This is a genomic window from Chitinophaga sp. (assembly GCF_039596155.1).
Lineage (GTDB): Bacteria > Bacteroidota > Bacteroidia > Chitinophagales > Chitinophagaceae > Chitinophaga.
In genome coordinates, this window is the sequence record NZ_JBCNKF010000046.1 from 1 (window position 1) to 18,498 (window position 18,498).

Consider the following 18,498-nt stretch of genomic DNA (forward strand, 5'->3'; position numbering starts at 1 on the left):
TTGCCGTAAGCTTCCTTCAGATTCCACTTCGCAGTGGACACCCTTGCTCTTGGCTAATGGTTGGCGATTACAAACCCCCATAACGGACTTCCACCGTCAAGTTTATCGCCATGCATGGCGCACATGAGAAAAGCCGCTTACATCCTGCGATGTAGGCGGCCTAAGCGCAACCTGCGGTTGTATTTGTGATCCCGGTCGGACAATTCTCGAACTCATTTCATGAACATTTAACGACCCTTTATGACATTAAATTACTGATCATCAACTCAATAAGATAAAATCAAGATAACTTTCAAAATATTAATACCAACGAACCCTCAAGTAGCCTATTTTGCCTTTCAGAATGGTAATAACATTGCTAATGACTTTGCCAGCCATTGAGAATAGGCCAATACATCTATCATTGGGACTGTTCCGTTTTCCTATTACAGTTTCTTTTTCGGGGGTGTATGTATCAACCGGAGAATATATCCCGATTATAATCACTGTTTCACCGGACGAGTCATGGCGCCCTTTTTGCCGACTGACGACGGAGTGAGACCTTTGAACCCGCTTAGTTCTACGCGTCGATCAGCCAATCTCAAAACCGCTTCGGTACGGATATTTCTCTGCTGATAGTAGTACTACCGCTGAAGAGTGCAAGGATACTTAATAGTATTCCTATTGCTGGATTCATAAGAATAGAAAGAAGTTATTTCCCGATAAAAAAAGGGCCCAGGGAGGTTATTTCGCCAGATACTACGCGGGTTTAGAGAGGAAATGACAGTGAATTTGTGAACGATTCGTAACAATCTTCGTTGATATTTTCTTTAGACTTTAAGTCTATAACATTTCATTCAAAATAATCAAAATTAGTGGTCGCCTAGAAAAAAATTCTTATACCAATACTTTATCTTTTTTACTCAAATAGTTAAATTTAGGGTTTATATCAAACCTTTGAGGCATGCCATTATCCAACTCTGGAATTTTCCGGCCAGGATAGTACCCCAACACTGACAAGCCCAATCAATATACCATCTCTTATAGTGATTATACTTAATAATTTTTTAAAATAAGCGATAAAACATATCCGGAACATTTTTCCATGTATCTTCAATAAAAAAATCCCCAATTCCTAACTGTAACTAAAACTCCATGAATTATGTCGTCTATTTATGCCCTCCTGGTTGGTATTAATAATTATCCCTCTAAACCTTTAAAAGGTTGCATCAATGACGTAAAAGCAGTAAGTTCATATCTGCAAAAAAGTGTTCCAGCTGAAAAATTGCACATAAAGGAACTTACGGACAACAGCGACATCTCCCCTACAAGAGAAAACCTGATAAATTCATTTGATTTTTTTGATAGTGCCTCCAGTGGTGATACTTGTCTTTTTTACTACAGTGGCCATGGTTCGTATGCTGAAGCTCCGGCAGGACTGGAAACGTATGGTAAGGGGCAAATACAATCTTATGTATGTATAGATAGCAGATCTCCCAATGGAAAAGATCTCGCTGATAAAGAAATGGCCTTTCTTATATGGAAAACGCTCCAAAAAAAAACTGGCCTCAAATTTATCGCTATTACCGATTGCTGTTTTTCAGGCACTATTACAAAAAACTTCCTGGATAATAGTGAAATAATGGATAGGATGACGTCTGGAGGCGCCGAATTTATTCCTGAATCCGTAGAGAAATTTCTCGGATTTGGTGAAACGGTTAATGGGCATACAGCATGGCAAATGAATGCTACCAGTAAAAAATATGTTGTGCAGGAATCCAGTCACATTCATCTTGCTGCCTCTGGAAATAATCAGACATCCAAAGAATTAATAATTGACAATGAGAAAAGAGGTGCATTCACCCATTCATTGCTGAAGGCCCTAAATAATAGTGGCGGAGAACTCAGTTACAACAGCCTTATAGAGCAGGCTACAGCGTTGGTAAAAAATCTTGTTCCTGATCAAACCCCTGGTATTAATATCAATGGAGAACTAGCTGACAATGAACGTTATAAACAATTTCTGTCTAATGAAATCATACAACGCAATCAAAGTTATAATGTAACACACGATAACCAATTAGGTTGGTGTATTCACGCCGGTACACTGCAGGCTGTATCAAAAGGCGATACAGTTAATATAAAGGATCAGGGAGAAACTATTGTTACCAGCAGTGCAGGGCCCAACCTCTCTACTATCCAATCGTTGCCTGAAATGACCAACCCAACAGTGCAATATAGTGGTACTATAACCCGTCAACCCAATCATGACATAAGTGTAACTTTTGGTGTTGGTGTTCCTCAGCATCTGCAATCATTGCTACAAAAAACTGCAGAAGAGGAATCAGTTCCTTTTGTTACATTAACTATAAATGGGACAGCACAGTATTTCATCCGGCAACTTAAGTCCAGACACCTGGCACTTTGTTTACCCGGCACTGAGCAACCGTTGTTTCAAGCACAGGAAGTGAATAATACCACTTCGGCCTGGGAATTCCTGAAGGCAATATCAAAAGTGGCTCAGTGGACCCATATATACGAATTTCGCAGCCCTCAGGACCCGCTCACACATCAGCATTATCGGCTGAAGCTGGAAAGATCGGCAGATCCAAACACTAGCACTTTTGAGGCTGTCGATTTGGCAAAAGGCATGGTGGAGCTTTACTATAAAAAAGACTCCAAAGGAGAATGGCAACAGCCTCAGTTTAGGCTTACAATAACCAACACCTGTAGTCTTACCTTATATATTACTAATTTATACCTGGGGTTCGACTATAGCATCACAACTAATTTTTTTAAAGAAATAGAATTACATACAGGAGAGTCAACGAATTTAACCTTTTTAGACAAAGGCTTCCAAAAAAGTATTATACCAATGAGATTGGAGGAGACATATAAAGCTAAAGGCTACGATACTGCATTCGAATACCTTAAGCTATTTATTTCTACTGAGAAGATAGTTACCTACAATTTAGCACAGGATGGACTGGAAGTAGCTGCATACGCAAAAAAAAGGGCTGAAAAATTTGTGGTGCGAGGTCCCGGGAAAGATGGAGTAGCAGGCTTATTCGCCTGGTCTGCAGAAACGATTGGCTTTAAAATTGTGAGACCACAGGAGGAAATAACTATTGCAGGCGGAAATACTTCATTGCCTGGTGGCATTGTAATACAATCCCCAATAGAGCTGACAGGTAAAATAAGCATCACTTCTTCCTCGGCCTTCACTCCAAAATCTGCTAATAATATAACACCTCCATCCAGCGCAAAAAACAACAGTAACCTGGAACCATTCGATCTAGTTGGCGGACAATTGGGAAATTCACAGGCAGATGTACTTGAGCTTTTCGAGATAAATGACCGTACCCTAATAAGCAGGGATAATCCGCTGACAATTCAACTGCCATTATCAAAAGCGGCAATCGAAGATTTTTCAATAGTACCAATAGGATATGATGCTGAAACAGACATGTATTATCCATTGGGATATGTTGATGCAGATGGCAATATTAGAATAGAAAGTTTACCTGCTGAAACCCCATCAGATGGTGCTATCACCAAACGCAGTTTTATTGGGTCCATCAGGATTTATTTTCAGAAAATAATAGGCCAGAAGATCGGACGTTCCTACTCCTGGCCCCGATTGGCCATACCAACGGTGACAGGCAATAATGTAGAATATGAGACAACGCTAAAAAAAATAATCGACAAGGTAGCGGTTGCGAACACCATTTTACTTTTTATCCATGGTATCATCGGTGATACCGAAGGCATGGCAAAATCAAGTTATATGCCACTGGGAGATAATATTCCTTTAAAAGATAAATACGACCTCATTTTAACTTTTGACTATGAGAACTTAAATACCCCAATAGAGGAAACAGCGACAATGTTGAAGAAGGCGCTTGAGGCAGTCGGACTAAAAAATGGCCATTCAAAGAAACTCGTAATAGCAGCTCACTCTATGGGGGGGCTTGTGAGCCGCTGGTTTATTGAGAAAGAAAAAGATAACACTATTGTGTCTAAACTCGTAATGCTCGGAACACCAAATAATGGATCACCCTGGGCAGATGTCAGGGACCTCGCAGACACCTTATTCACATTCTCTATTAATGGTGGTACAATGCTTTATCCATGGATGTACGTCTTGTCTGTCGTAGGAAAAGCTGTAAAAGGAGTACAGGTAACACTAAAACAGATGGACGCAGAAACGGGTATTTATAACAACCTGAATGATGGTAAAGACCCCAATATACCCTACGTGATCCTCGCAGGCAATACGCAAAAAATTCTGGCAACATATGACGCCAATGCCAACCTACTGGAAAGACTCTTCGCTGTCCTGAAAAAAAGAGGTATATACATCGCACTTGATACAATCCTGTTTAAAAAGGCCAACGATATAGCAGTAACTGATGAAAGCATCATCAATATACCTGGAAGCCAAACATGGAACATTCAACCGCTTACCGAAGAAGTAATCTGCCATCATTTGAATTATTTCCTGACGCCGGCAGCGCTGGAATTCATTGCAGCGCAGGCTTAATATAAAAATGCCCTGGAAAGGTTATACTCATCCAGGGCTTTCTCAGATTATTTCTTCTTACGAATTTTAGGCGCAGATGTTTTTGTTGTTACCTCCTTATAATAAAAATTTTTTGGATACCCGGTTTGTTGCTGAAGATCCAACTCCAGCATCGTTTTATCGCTGGTATAAATACCAACAGTAAAAGCCTCATAAGCCAGAAAGCTTATCTTTGCAATTCCGGACACAGCCCTGGCGTAAACAATTCTATCCTCAAAAGAGTCATGCAGAAAAAATGCGACTTCCCCAACAAATGGCATAGCCGGATCAGTAGAAGATACGCTTACTTTCACCCGGAAATATCCTGGCACAATTGATCCACTAACAGTGGCTTTCGCCTCTTTATTACTGCTGATAGTTTGACCTCCCCATCTGTTTTTTTCCGGATCATCCTCTACACTTACCTTTCTGGATTTATCAAGTTTCGCGGCTTCTGTTTTAAACGACTCTGGTATGATTTGAGAATAGAACCCTTCGGGATAGCCAATTTCTTCGTCCATATCCAATTCCAGCATGGTACCATCTTCGGTATAGGCTGCCGCCGTAAATGCCTCATAAGCCGTTACCTCATAACTACAAATACCGTCCTTCACTTCTACTATCTCAATTTCTGAGCCGAATGACTGATGCAGCATAAAGGCAGTATAGCCGGAATATTTATCAGGATTATCAGCCTTTACCATCAGCTCCACGCTAAAGAAACCAGGAATAACATATTTAGTCACATTCGCCATCAGGGTTTTACCATTGCTGCTAGCCCGACCTCCCCAGCGGTGTTTCTGAATATCGATATCTACACTTATATCCCTTTCCCGGTAAATCTGCTCAACCTTTTTCTTAAATTCCTTCTTCGACATTTTGTTTGTCGTCAATCTGTCGAGAGTCGATATCACAAAAGCTGCCTTTTGTTCCGCTGTGACGTCAATATCCAACGGGTTCAATAATGCGCTAATCGTTGCCGGCAGAAATTCCTTCAAATAGGGTACATTTTTCCTCGTCAATATAGTCCAGGCATAACCTGCCACTCCTCCGGTCGAAGCAATAGGGATAATTGGAACCTTATTTTCAACTGCCTCGTCAAAAATATTCCTGGTTCCTTGTTTTCCCCCAATAATTATTACTACTGCAGCACGGTCCAGAACATATCTATTCCATTCTTTATCGTTTCGGGCATTCACAATCGTACCTCTTTGAGTGAAAGCCTCATGCTGGCCATCAGTTACATGTGTAAGGCGAAGATGCAAGTCCTCGAATAGAGAGAATTGATCAATATAAGCGTTTGTGACAATATCATCCACACCTGGCCATGTGCCTGAAATAAGCCCATAGCCATTGTGTGCCAGCGCTGTCCCCATCGCTATGGACATATCCTTTTCCTTTTGAGACAATTGGTTATGGTGCCCTGTACCAACTACCACTACGGTTTTACCATTGTAAGGTATCTGTGTCTGTTTTTCTGTTAAAACAATACTTACCTGGTCAAAGATATCTTCAGAATAAGCACTGATCAACCGATAAAAATCAGCAGGCAAGTTTGTTTCTGACAGGCTGATAAAGTTCTTATTGGCAGCATTTCCTTTAAAATCTTTTCTCACTGCAAAAATCTTAATCTGGCCGCTATTTGTAACATAATTACCATTCCCGAAAGGCGCAACCTCTTCCTGCATAAAATCAGGTACAGGAAAATGCCAGGTCGGAAACCCATCAATATCTATTTTCATTTCTCCGGGTATTATACTCATGGTCATATGCCTGGAGATAAATGCTGTATATAAGATGGCATCACTGTTAAGATCACCATACTGCACTTTTATTCCTTCTTTAAGATTATTCAGGTCAAGCATAAGTTCCACATGCAGATCATTTCCATATGCAGATCCGGATTTATCCGGCTGCATGTTAAAGTTCTGCCGACGACCATGATCATCTATCAATACGAAGACCTTATTCCTGGGCTTATCAGTTGCCATGCGCAACAACATCCAACACGCAGAAAAACGTTTATAGAAAACACCTCCAGGGTCAGTTTCCGGGCTAAAAACAGCAATACGATTACCCGCACCCGCATCATAAATAATATAACTCTTTCCGGTACTTCTCACTTCATAATCATCACTACTATTATCAATTATGCAGAAAGGATTATACTGAATGTCCAATATTTTATAATCTTCCGGACAATTGATACGGATAATTCTGCTTGCCAAATTCCTCAAAACCTTTACCAAATCTATGTTTCTCTTTATTTCATCCAGGTTATAGGCGCGTTGGATAAATTGCAACGCATTCTCCGAGGCCGGTCCCCATAAGCCATCTTTATCAATGATGATATACGGTTCCGAATCCTGTGGAGACACCAATTTTCCCAATGCTTCCTGTATTTGACGATCTACTTCAACGCTTTCCTGTTTTTTTTGAAGCCGCTCGGTCACATACCATTCATTAACAGCCACGCGGAGATCACGGGTGTCATATCCATTGTTGAAAAGGTAGGAAACAATATTGCATAGCTGATTAAATGAGAGGGTATCAACAGGTACAGCCGCTGGTTCCACCTCCTCTAGCAATGCGTTCATTTGTTCATTAGAAAGCTCCCAGTTAATATTTCCAACACTTACTGGGATACTTACCGCGTCCCAGGACAGTTGCCTAAGCGGTGAATTCTCATTAATTTCACTTGCCATACTGATACGATTTACTGGATTCCTCTTTGGGAAAAGTCAACAATAATAGGGTCCTTGCTAACTAATATCTTTAGTTGCGCACTATACCTGTTATTACAGATATCATTCAGATATCTGTCTATAGGCAAGCTAATATCCCGCTCATTCCGGAAACTTCCTTTCTCCAACAAAACAATGTCCATCAGCGATGTAAGTAAGTAGATATTAAAATATAGTACCTCCTTCTCTACTGATTCTATTCTCAGAAATAGTTTCCTAAAGCTAACGCTTCCTTTATCAGTAATGATAGCTCTTTCGTCCACCTGCAATTGGAATAAATCTGAATTAAAATGAACGTAAGGTGTACTACCTTCCCAATAACAGTTATAACCAATACGGATCGGTTCGTACTTTAATGAATCAGATAGAAAAGAGTGGTTTAATGAAGTAAAATACTGATACCTGTTCAGCACATCGATAATGCGTAATGCTTCATCTATCGTTGGGATACTATAATTTATTGAACCATAAATAGGGTTATCACCTTCAAAGAAAGAAAATGTTAAACTTTGAGCATGTATGCGGTGTATTTGAACGGTAGCGTCAGTGCTGGGATACTTATGAAAGTCATCTTCCGGGAACAAAAATTGTTCCCATCGTGAAAAGGCATTAATCTTGCGGGACTTTAAAGCACGATAAAACTCATTTCGCTCTGCAACTTCCCCGAAAATGCATTCCACTTTCAGCGCACGTTTCTCAGGAACAACTTTATAGATACGGCTCTTATCCAGACGCTTACTATCTCCTGCAAATAGCAAAGTGTTAGCGTCATAGCGCGTAAATAATTCACCAGATACCCCGGGAATTTCTTCAAAAGATGTATAATAATGCGCCTTTGTAGTAGTACTTAATACAGGCACCTTAAAATCATCGTCCAATACAGACCAACTATTTTCATTCCCGGCAACAACCAGGTACCCATCGTTGGCAAATGCATAAGTACTTTTGGAAAGAAAATAGTTATTCCAATATTCAGGTGGTACATGCATATTTATTCCGCCTCTGAAACCGGTTTTATGTCTTGCTAGTCTTAATATATCCCTGTAAGTAATAGCGCCACCATTTTGAAACAGATAATTAAATATCCAATTTAAGGGCCGATTGTTTACGGCAGATAAGCCAGGAAAACTAATCTGAATATCATAATCTCCCACCCATAACGCTTTTCCAACATCAGGCGTATCCATAATAATTACTACCTGTGCATTACTATTCCCTTTTGCCTTAACAAACAATTCACGAAATTCATGACTGTACAATATATTGCCGTCTTTCATCTTTATTCCCTCCTCTCTTTCCATGCTTCCTCTAGCTCCCAGTATGCAGATTAAAACCATATCTTCATTTCTGGTCTGTCTAAACAAGCTACCTATTGCCTCAATCAGAGGTTCGGCTTCAAGGACCTCCCTGTGCATTTGCGTGACTTCAACTACCTGGTAGTCATGGAATCTACCAATCTCTCCAAGGGCAATCCGAATATGATGGATAAGCATGCCATGGGCAGTATTTATAGCTTCTATACCTTCATCAACTTTTATCACAAGCGTATACACACGTGTCTTTACCTTCTTCCTGGTAAAAAGTTGTTGTACTATTTCTTCCTGCAATGGCAGCGTAATACCAGTATCGTCGGTACCGTCAGTAATCAGGTGTGTATCAAACTGATTAAAATGTTCGAATGCTTCATCCGCCGGTTTGCCGGCTAACTTCAGGATATTAACCTGGTTATACAAGCTGAAATTTATGAAAAGCTGCTTTCCCGTGCTGTTCGTATCATATATATCAAGATCCAATTGTTGTTTAAATCGCTCTGTAAGCATATTGATTCGCAACTGCCCCCACTCATTCTCTCTTTTCTCATCACCTCTTCCTAACGAATCATTCAGCGATTTAGCCAGTTCAAAAGCCAGTTCATTTGGGTGCAAGTAGGCCTTGGCAGCCCAGGCATTAAGTTGCCGGAAGCCAGTAGTATCATTTTCCGGGAATGATGTACCATCTTTTACATATTCCAGCAGGAACCTGGCCAATGAGTGCAACCTACGCTCCCCTTCCAGTTTGATTTCAAAGAGTTCAAACCAACGACCATCTTTGAGTAGATAAAGAAAATAGCTCCGGATTTCAGGCATTACTTCATATTGCCTGTATCCCACCGGCCGTACGAGCGACGAAAGGAGAAAATCACTGACCACTACCGGATCTATCTGTTGGACCTCTCCTCCACTGATGTAGGTGTTAAAGTTAAGCCTGATAAGATTAGCCAATGCAGGAGATAATAATAACGGGAATGACGCATGGCAGGCATAAACAATATGCGCCAGGCCATACCTCTTCCTGTTTTCTCCAGTACAGAATTGCTGGTAAAAGCTTTCCAGCTTTAACAGTACATCCTCACTCAGTTTTTTATCTCCTATCTTAACCGGTAACATATTGATTATTGTTGATCATATATTTTCCCTTCAGCGTTGCCACGGCTCTTTCAAATCCATTCCGGGTGCTTTCATACATGGGTATATTTCCCGTGATATTATCAAGGTCACAATTACTCCACCTCGGTAAGGGGGATGGGTTGACCCAGGAAACATAAGCAACTTTTTTACGAAGATGTTTTACAAACGCTTTCATTTTCGTGGCTACGGCTTTTGTCATCCCATTTTTCAGACATCCGCCATCACTATAAATCATTACCACAATGTTTTTCCTCAAATAAGGCGAGAACAGATGGTTTAATGAAATAGATGGTATTCCACTCGCATCATTAAACCAGTAGTCATCTTTCTTGGTATCATGTAAAGGAACAGTATTAAAATAAATGGATCGCAGCTCGGGATATATTCCGCTCGCCCTTGCTGCAGCACATATTTCCTCACCAAAAGACTCTACTGCCGCCATTGTTTCCGATTCATCAACAAACACAAATAGCTGCAATTGGTTAATCCTGTTCCTTATATACCTGAATCCACTGAAATATCCTTGTTTCGCTATTAAATTACTCGTAGCAATGATATCAATCGCTGCTCCTTCTTGTCCCTCGTTGTTGCTTTTCAGGGTTCTCCATACCTGTTGCAGTTCGCGGCTCTTTACAGGAAAATAATCACTTAAAATGGGAAAAGGAGTGGGCACATCACTATTCAACAATTGATCCTGATGCAAGGTAAGGCCTGTAGTTGTATTTGTATCTCCATTTTTTACGCCAAACTGAGATGGTATGGTATGCTCTTCTTCAGGAGTAGTAAACTCGTTTTGTTCGATACCTTTCTGCCGCTCTTCACCTACCAGTTGCTGAGTGTTTTCCTTATTTTCCTCCTGTTTGTGCTCTGATAATTTTTCATATTCTATCCTGGGCGTCCCTTCAGCTGTATTTGATACTGCTGTCAATGGCTGATCTTCATCGCTATTGTACTTTATCCAATCCTCCAGCAGCGTCATCAGGCTGTCCCTGTATTGCTGGATACGCTGCTGGAACCAAGGGCGCAGTACCTCTGTCTTCAGCCACATCGTTTCTAATGCAGCTGCAAACTCACTGAATCCTTTAGGTCTAAGCGCAGGCTGCTCAATAAGCTCATACAATAGATAATACTCCTCAAGGGCCAGGGTGGCAGGCTGTTGCTCCCTTAGCTCTTCAAAGAAATTAAATAGCAAAAAATTGTCGGGCATATTCTAAATCAATTATTCATAAAGGCTCTCAGACTTTCTTCATCTTTTAACAGCGTATCCATATGAACGGGTCTGTTACTATCCTCAAAAACTGGTTGGCTCCCCTCTACCCAATCATGTTGCACTATACGCAACCAATCAAGCAACTCACCGGTGGTAATATTTTTTCTACTGGTACTTTCCTCTTTGATCTTTTTCCGCCAGCCTGCAAATAACTCGATAATCCGGGAAACTTTATCATGTTGCACAAATTTTGGAAACCTGGCAGAGATTATCGCATTCAGATTAATCTCTTTAAAGTCAATATAGTGAAAAAGACAGCGGCGCAGGAACGCAGCTGGCAGCGGCTTCTCATCATTACTTGTAATAATGATCAGGGGCTTATTATTCGGATTGGCTGTTATTTCAATAGGACTTCCGCTTTCCCCAATAATCTCAGGTATCTGGAAAGCCAGGTTATCCAATTCCATTAAAAGATCATTAGGAAAATCTATGTCAGCTTTATCAACTTCATCAATCAGTACTACGGGCGGTATAGCAATATCTTTCTTCCAGCTATGCACAAAAGCCTGCCCCAAAACACCAAGTTTTATATAGTTCCCAACTGCTTTATAGTGGCCATGTTCATCAGGCGGAAGGTTAATTTCCAGATTAATTTCCCCTCTCTGACCATTACTCCGGATATTGGCATCACTTAAACGTTGAAGGTTATTGATGCTATATAATCCATCCTGAGCCTTACTGGTAGATTTCACATTCCATTTGAAAAAGTTATTCCTATATTCTTTTCCAAATAATTCAATAGCTACAGCTTCCGCCAGCCGGCTTTTTCCACATCCCGGCTCACCTTTAACCAGCAATGGACGTTGAAGTATCTGCGCCAGCTTAACAGATTGCACCAGTTTATCAGATGGGAGATAGGGATCTACATTATATTGTTTGCTTTCTTCAAGCGTTTTGAGTTTCTCTCCCTTATAATAATTTTCAGACATAGTATTGTTAATTGAGTAATTCATTAGCTAAGTCAGGGCAATGTATTTCGTGACAAATTCTTTCAATAATAGTACCTGGATGAAGCTCCTCTGTGTCAATAAATATATCATCGAGTTTCTCGCCAATTCTTTTTTCAAGAATGCCGATGGATACTTTATCATCCTTGTTTTTTAAGTCTATTATTAATTCACTAAGCCATGATTTGAATGCAGTTTTCTTCATAGCTTCAACTTTCTCTATAATTGCAGAGGGTACATTACCAACAGCCTCTTTATTTATTATGGCGCTATAATCAGTGTTATCAAAGTCAATGATGATAATGTAAAATGCGTGAGCCGATTCCTGTGAGTTGATCTTGTCAACAAACGCGGCTAATTTTTCTATAATTTTTTGACGGATAACCTGGGCAGCACTGGAAGCTGATGTTGTATCTTCGATATGAACTTCGACCACTATTGATGTTTGGAGAAGGACACTTTGTATATGTTGATGAACCTCCTGAAGCGATGAAAACTGAGACCGGCTCCTTAGGGTATGGTTAAAAATTCCCAACAGGGCATTTTCCGGGTCTACATCCAGCATTTGTAATGACAAACGGCTGATTTGAGCTTGCTCCAAAACAGGTACCCGTTGTTTAATCATCTTAACAAGATGGAATAATCCTGCATCACGAATATCAGACATCAACGTGAAATACGGCCACTTATCTGTGCCAATAACTCCCCATTGCTTTCGCTGCTTTTCATAGTCAAATCTTCTCAATTCCGAAGCGAAAAGTTCTTTCATTCGTCCGGTATGGAATACCGCTTCATTTGCCCACAATTGAAATCTTCCCTGATTATGATTCGTGATCATAAGCAGACCACTTTGTGCCCTTTGTTTTCTAGTCAGGTCATTGCCAAAAGTTTGTACTACTTGCTCCGCAATATCCTGGAAATATATTCTAGGTTCTTTATTCTCCATTAATTTTTTAACGAGTTCCTTAGTAAAAGGGCTACATTCATTCTCTTTGCCTGCTTCGGCCACCTGGTAACTTCGACATGCAGTGATTGCAAAACGTGACCTCTCCATACCAATTTCCATGATACTTCTATTGGCCTCATTATTCATCTGTTCAGTACCCATTAAATCTTGAAAGGCTGCTCCTGCGTAACAGCAATCCAGAACCAGAAGGAGATGTCTCGTTTTAATACTTTGCAGTGTTGGTTTCAGCTCATGAAATGAAAGTTGACTTTCCATATCTGTCGTGCCTGGGTAAGGTACGATACAGTTATACTCTGCATTAGCCTCTTCAATTATGTGCCGATCACCATGTCCGGAAAAAAAAATAATAAGATTATTGCTGAATTTATTGAAGCCACTTTTCTTAAATAGTATGAGGGCGTCCTTTATCTTTTCTTTGGTAGCCTGCTCATTATATATCCTTCCGTTATTGTAAACTTCTACATTCTTATATGCGTTCTGCATCACCGCAATAAAGGCTTCGCAGTCATTCTTACAGGACTTAAGCGGACGGAACAACTTTCCGTCATACTCATCAATCCCTATTGCAATGATATAGGTAGTTCCTTCCTGGTACTCAGGGCGGATGGTGTCTTTGGGATTTAATGTAGTATCAACCCCGGGGCCTTTACATTCATTCTCCATGTTTACTGCTATGGTTAAAGGGTATTCTCCAACTGTTGATTTCGGAATAACCGCATTTGCTGCTTTAGTATGGTTGAAGCACGCGGAGTATCCAATATAATGTCTGCTAGTTTTATCTTCTCCGCAGAAGATAGCTCATCAAGCCTTTTTTCTTCATTATGCAACAATACCTGTAAACGCTCATCAGATAATACCAGTTGCATCAGCTCCGTCTCCATCATCTCTTCTTCAGGATCCAATGTTTCTTCCGTAGTTTTCAACCCGAATATTAATTTGAAAAATGGAAACCTGACAGTATCTATCTGTTGCTTAGTCAATTGACCTGGTGATGATACCGGCACCTTCAGCATATCCATTGCCTGAAGTATACCATTGCCATAATAGACGGTGTAATCATCTTCATACCGGTTATTCTGATGATTTATGATTTTTTCAGCAGATTTAAAAAGAGCGTTACGAATCGCTTCTACCCGCATCCATGGCTCTGGGAGAGTCAACAGTTTATCATGGTGCAGGCTGTAATAAAGAGCTGCTGCTGCTGCTATCTGAGGAGTGGCTGAGGAAGTTCCATCTCCTCGTATACCAATAACGTCATTGAACCGGTAAGTAGCCCACGGCACATTGGGCGTAAATGCTGCAACAGCCGTTCCCATTAATGATTGCGGACCATAATTCCCCTCCATGATGTATCTGCTACCTTCTCCCCATGGCTTTGCATATGGTGAACGATCATACGCCACTCCACATGCAGCTACTACCCGATTAAATCTTGCAGGATAAACCATTGTACGAGTAGGCAATTTCTTGAAATTATTTCCTGCTGCCGATACCATGAAAATTCCCTGTTCATATGCCTGATTCACTACATCGGCCCAGGCGCCACTGGCAAGGCCTCCCATGCTCATTGTGATCACATGGATCTGAGTCGATTCAGCCTGAGAAAGTTCATTCAGAATATAACCCATTGCTTTCACAAAAGCACCGGTTTTGAACAAAACCACAGATTTGGCAATTCTTATAGGAACAATCTCAATTTCATGTGCCAGACCAATAGAATCATCAAACGTCAATTCAGGAATATTCACATGGGCACCGGCAAGAATACTCAATGTGCCTGTACCATGTCCTGGCATTTTCAGCAGGCCATCTACCAATTGATCCTCAGCTGAAGGCCATCGATCTTCTTCTCCTTCAACAAAATTCCTTTCCAGATCCTTCCTTATAAATTTCCCAGGAAAAGATATATGTGCAGAATGGTACCCCGTATCAAGGTGTGCGATCCTGATTTTTTTTGCCTTGCCAGAATCTTTCACTGCCGCCCTGGCTGGTCGTAACTGTGAAAACTCCATGTTAAGGTGCCAAATACCAGGCAATGGAGGGTGTGTCCAATCTTCCAAAAACTGGTAGTAACTGTCCTTAGGCAACTCTCCTTTATCTTCCAACATTTCATCAGCATAAAACATTGCAGAGGAATCTATTTCAGGCTCCGCAAATGAATAATTACTTTCTGCATTAATAATTTCATAGGCATTATCCCAATGGCTTGTGGCTGCTTTACTTATTTCCACAAACTGGATTGGGGCTGCGTTTTCTAACGTGATAGCAGCATCATTTTGATTATCCACATCCCTTGAAATGGCGATAGGACGGACCATAAGTTTTGAGGCGGTATCGGGCATAAAATTAAATTTAGCTACATTTAACATAGCACCCCAGGTTTCTATTTTACCTGGCAGCAAATAAATTTAAATATTTATCGCCATCCGACCAAACAGATCAGATGCACTCTTAATAGTCGATGGACATCCCTCGGTAATTTATCCCTGTGTACAAACTCACGTGAGTCCCCATTTTGTAAGAGGACTTGCTTACCTTCATCAGTATTCAAATAATTGATAGTATCCTCAGTTAATTTCTCGATTAAACGCCAATCGGGATTAACCTTGAAAGGCGTTACTATACCTTTATCCATCAAATGCTTAGTGGTATTTAATTCATAAGGAGAAGTCATCGACTCTGAAACAATAGTGCTTATCTCATCCCAAATTTGAGTAACGGCAAGCGAGACGTCAGTTGTTCTGCACGGAACTCTAAACCAGCGGTTGTACATAGCTAGGGCCTAATCTGATTAACCTTGAAATCCTTTCCGTTTGATCTATAAAATAATCATTAACTGTATGAAAAATATAGTAACAAAATGGGGATATAATTTTATGGTAAATGTGAATAGGGATGTATGCGCAGCAAAAAGCCACCGTTAGGAGGCTTCCATAACATCATTATAATTTCCGCTACTTCTTTTCTCTCCTAACATCCTTTCCAGCAGCGCAATCTTTTCATCTTTCTCTTTCAGTAAAGCAGCATGCATTTTTTTGTTTTCCTCTAATAATTCAAGCCATTTATCTATAGGGTTAAAGTTGTAAGTACCATAATTCCCTATAACATGACTAATACTATTGTTATGAAAGGTATTAATATAATTAACTGCTGCTTCTTCATTAAAATTCTTAATAGCCTCAACTGAAACTTTAAATGTTTTAGCGATCTGCTCTAACTACTCTGGTTCAATTGTCTCCTTTGTTTCCAGCAGGGAAATACTTTGCTGGCTGATACCTAATGCATCTGCCAATACATCTTGCTTTATATGCAATATTTCCCGAATGCGTTTTACGGCTCTTCCATGGTGTGCTTTCTGAGGTATAAAAGTAGTTGTTATATTCACAAATATATAAAAACCAAAGGATTGGTATCATACCAATATACATTAAATTCGTGATAACACACAGGCTAAATTGGTTTGGTACGGCAAAAACACACGGTAATTTACTATTCAAATCATGTAAAAAACAATAAGTCTGAGTAAGCTACTAGCCTACCAACGAGGGAAATATCCGGGTATCACCTCCAGCCTAAAAGGTTAATTGTTTGGCACAATTATACAAATGAAAATCTCAAATACTTATGCAAAAAACTACCGAAAACAAAATCATGATGCCCTTGCAGCATGACTTAACACCCGCTATGAAGATCAATTCCACATATCAGAAGACGATTTTTCAATACTTCTTCAAAGAGCTACGCGTTTACCAGATGTCGCCGAAGGAATGATAGCGGACAGGGTTACCTGATCCGACATCTATGCATCATGAAAAGTTGGAACAAATAAATCCAGACGATCCACGTTTCTTATTAGATTTGTAATATGCCAAAAAAAGAACCCTATAACACTCCGCCCCCTTGCAGGTAGTTCCATTATTGACCCAACATTTTGTCGGGGATTATGAAGATGTCGTTAAACAATACGCGCTACCTCAGCAACTGGAATTAGCCGAACACCTACTGCAAGTGCTGGAATTATTTCAACACTACGATCAGCATGAATCGAAAGCTATTTACGGGAAATTACGAGAAATAGAGGAAGCTCTTTTAAATTACCAAAAGTCTTGCAAGGATCGTAATAAAGCCAAGGGAGAGTTAAGAACAGAAATAAACATGAACAAGCAACGGATTGCCAACGCACAGCAGTTAATGGTAGATGGTGAATTACCTGCTGCGGATTACAGGAAAATTAAAAACAGGTATGAGGCAGTTATACAAAAATGGAGAGAGAATTAATTGCTCTGTCCCAGGTGGATACAAACCTGATGGCATAGGTAACGGCTGCTGGTGACCTTCTCCGCAACCTGCCAGTATACTATGACAAGGCCAGTTTACCTGTCAAACAAAAAATAGTGGGTTCGATATCCCCCAGCGAAATTATTTTTGATGGAAACAAATGTCGAACTCCCGACGTCAATGAAGTGGTGGCCACCATACGCGCGCTGGGCGCGACTTACGAAGGAACAAAAAAAGGACAGTTTTCCACAATAGGAAGCCTGTCCAATCAGGTGATCCCGTTGGGACTCGAACCCAAGACCCATACATTAAAAGTGTATTGCTCTACCAACTGAGCTACGGAATCTTTCCACGTTTTCTCTCAAACGGAGCGCGAAGATAGTAAAATATTTATTTATACCAAATTAGTTTTAACTTTATTTCAGCAACCCTCCTGTTCAACATACATTGACCCAATGAAAAACTGGATTTCCGCCATCTGCCATACCAATAATACCTCCATTCACTATACCCGAACCGGTGGCAACAAACCTCCTGTCATTCTCCTCCATGGCCTCATGACAAATGGTTTGTGCTGGACTGATCTTGCACATATATTAGAGAATGAGTTCGACGTCATCATGCCCGATGCCAGGGGACACGGCCTGTCTGGTGTACCGGATTTCGGATATACTTATAATGATCATGCGGATGATATAGCCGGTTTGATTGCCTCCCTGCAACTCCATAAACCTGCAGTAATAGGGCATTCTATGGGAGGCATGACCACCGCTGTACTGGCGGCAAATCAGCCGGACCTGTTAAAAGGTATCGTACTCGCAGATCCGCCTTTTATCAGTTTCAAAGTGCAGCGCGAAGTGAGGGATAGCGATGTGGCAGATCAACATCGGAAATTGTTGGGACAATCGCTGACAGCCGTAATCGCCGATGCAAAGAAAAGACATCCCCACCGGTCGGCAGAAAACATTGAGATATTTGCACAAGCCAGGTTACAGACCAGTATGGCCGCTTTTGATGTATTGACTCCCCCCTACCCCGATTATAAGCTATTAGCCGGTAAAATCAATATTCCCTGTTTGCTTGTATTTGGAGATAAAGGCGTAGTGACGAAAGCTATTGCTGAGGAACTACCCAATATGCAGGCAGCGCAGATCCCGGATGCCGGGCATAGCTTGCATATGGATCAACCGGCACGTTTTACAGCTATTATCAGGTCGTTTTTATACGCTTTATAGCCGTCATTAGTACCTCCTGTAAAACTAGCTGTTTTTTTGTTCGCCGCGAGGGAAAGGACTAAACAGACCA

General features: G+C 40.7%; 11 protein-coding genes and 1 tRNA gene. 4 read left to right on the forward strand and 8 right to left on the reverse strand.

Features of this window, described 5'->3' with window-relative positions; genetic code table 11:
- Positions 1-1,141: 1,141 nt before the first annotated feature.
- A complete protein-coding gene (locus ABDW33_RS29285; RefSeq protein ID WP_343693649.1) occupies positions 1,142-4,522 on the forward strand; it encodes a caspase family protein in 3,381 nt (1,126 codons plus the stop codon).
- A gap of 47 nt (positions 4,523-4,569) precedes the next feature.
- On the opposite strand, the gene ABDW33_RS29290 is transcribed toward ABDW33_RS29285, so the two are convergent.
- The 7 genes from ABDW33_RS29290 to ABDW33_RS29320 form a co-directional block, all read right to left on the reverse strand.
- Entirely contained in the window at positions 4,570-7,245 is a 2,676-nt protein-coding gene (locus ABDW33_RS29290; RefSeq protein WP_343693650.1) for a pYEATS domain-containing protein, read from the reverse strand.
- 11 nt (positions 7,246-7,256) lie between these two features.
- Complete coding sequence (locus ABDW33_RS29295; RefSeq protein ID WP_343693651.1) at positions 7,257-9,710, reverse strand: hypothetical protein; 2,454 nt, start codon at positions 9,708-9,710, stop codon at positions 7,257-7,259.
- Positions 9,697-10,938 carry a hypothetical protein gene (locus ABDW33_RS29300; RefSeq protein WP_343693652.1) on the reverse strand — a complete coding sequence of 414 codons (1,242 nt, stop codon included), beginning with the start codon at positions 10,936-10,938 and terminating at the stop codon, positions 9,697-9,699. Before ABDW33_RS29300 ends, ABDW33_RS29295 begins: the two co-directional genes overlap by 14 nt.
- Before the next feature lie 8 nt (positions 10,939-10,946).
- Positions 10,947-11,930: a MoxR family ATPase gene (locus ABDW33_RS29305; RefSeq protein WP_343693653.1), complete on the reverse strand. Its 984-nt coding sequence runs from the start codon at positions 11,928-11,930 to the stop codon at positions 10,947-10,949.
- Between the two features lie 7 nt (positions 11,931-11,937).
- Entirely contained in the window at positions 11,938-13,578 is a 1,641-nt protein-coding gene (locus tag ABDW33_RS29310; RefSeq protein WP_343693654.1) for a caspase family protein, read from the reverse strand.
- A 14-nt stretch (positions 13,579-13,592) separates the two neighbouring features.
- Positions 13,593-15,284, reverse strand: coding sequence for a S8/S53 family peptidase (locus ABDW33_RS29315; protein ID WP_343693655.1), 1,692 nt, complete (start codon positions 15,282-15,284; stop codon positions 13,593-13,595).
- Positions 15,285-16,132: 848 nt separating this feature from the next.
- Positions 16,133-16,300, reverse strand: coding sequence for a helix-turn-helix transcriptional regulator (locus tag ABDW33_RS29320; RefSeq protein WP_343693656.1), 168 nt, complete (start codon positions 16,298-16,300; stop codon positions 16,133-16,135).
- 239 nt (positions 16,301-16,539) lie between these two features.
- On the opposite strand from ABDW33_RS29320, the gene ABDW33_RS29325 reads away from it, so the two are divergent.
- Together ABDW33_RS29325 and ABDW33_RS29330 are read left to right on the forward strand one after the other, a co-directional pair.
- Positions 16,540-16,686, forward strand: a complete 147-nt coding sequence (locus ABDW33_RS29325) for a hypothetical protein (protein WP_343693657.1) — start codon at positions 16,540-16,542, stop codon at positions 16,684-16,686.
- A 129-nt stretch (positions 16,687-16,815) separates the two neighbouring features.
- Positions 16,816-17,193, forward strand: a complete 378-nt coding sequence (locus tag ABDW33_RS29330; RefSeq protein WP_343693658.1) for a hypothetical protein — start codon at positions 16,816-16,818, stop codon at positions 17,191-17,193.
- A 273-nt stretch (positions 17,194-17,466) separates the two neighbouring features.
- Here the strand turns inward: ABDW33_RS29330 and ABDW33_RS29335 are convergent.
- Positions 17,467-17,539, reverse strand: a tRNA-Lys gene (locus ABDW33_RS29335).
- A 109-nt stretch (positions 17,540-17,648) separates the two neighbouring features.
- On the opposite strand from ABDW33_RS29335, the gene ABDW33_RS29340 reads away from it, so the two are divergent.
- The gene (locus ABDW33_RS29340; RefSeq protein WP_343693659.1) at positions 17,649-18,428 is read left to right on the forward strand and encodes an alpha/beta hydrolase; all 780 of its coding nucleotides are present in this window, start codon (positions 17,649-17,651) and stop codon (positions 18,426-18,428) included.
- Positions 18,429-18,498 lie beyond the last annotated feature (70 nt).

Excerpts from the sequence above, each read along its gene's own strand:
- ABDW33_RS29285 (WP_343693649.1), top strand. The coding sequence starts at position 1,142 with ATGTCGTCTATTTATGCCCTCCTGGTTGGTATTAATAATTATCCCTCT.
- ABDW33_RS29290 (WP_343693650.1), bottom strand. The coding sequence starts at position 7,245 with ATGGCAAGTGAAATTAATGAGAATTCACCGCTTAGGCAACTGTCCTGG.
- ABDW33_RS29295 (WP_343693651.1), bottom strand. The coding sequence starts at position 9,710 with ATGTTACCGGTTAAGATAGGAGATAAAAAACTGAGTGAGGATGTACTG.
- ABDW33_RS29300 (WP_343693652.1), bottom strand. The coding sequence starts at position 10,938 with ATGCCCGACAATTTTTTGCTATTTAATTTCTTTGAAGAGCTAAGGGAG.
- ABDW33_RS29305 (WP_343693653.1), bottom strand. The coding sequence starts at position 11,930 with ATGTCTGAAAATTATTATAAGGGAGAGAAACTCAAAACGCTTGAAGAA.
- ABDW33_RS29310 (WP_343693654.1), bottom strand. The coding sequence starts at position 13,578 with ATGGAGAATGAATGTAAAGGCCCCGGGGTTGATACTACATTAAATCCC.
- ABDW33_RS29315 (WP_343693655.1), bottom strand. The coding sequence starts at position 15,284 with ATGTTAAATGTAGCTAAATTTAATTTTATGCCCGATACCGCCTCAAAA.
- ABDW33_RS29325 (WP_343693657.1), top strand. The coding sequence starts at position 16,540 with ATGCAAAAAACTACCGAAAACAAAATCATGATGCCCTTGCAGCATGAC.
- ABDW33_RS29340 (WP_343693659.1), top strand. The coding sequence starts at position 17,649 with ATGAAAAACTGGATTTCCGCCATCTGCCATACCAATAATACCTCCATT.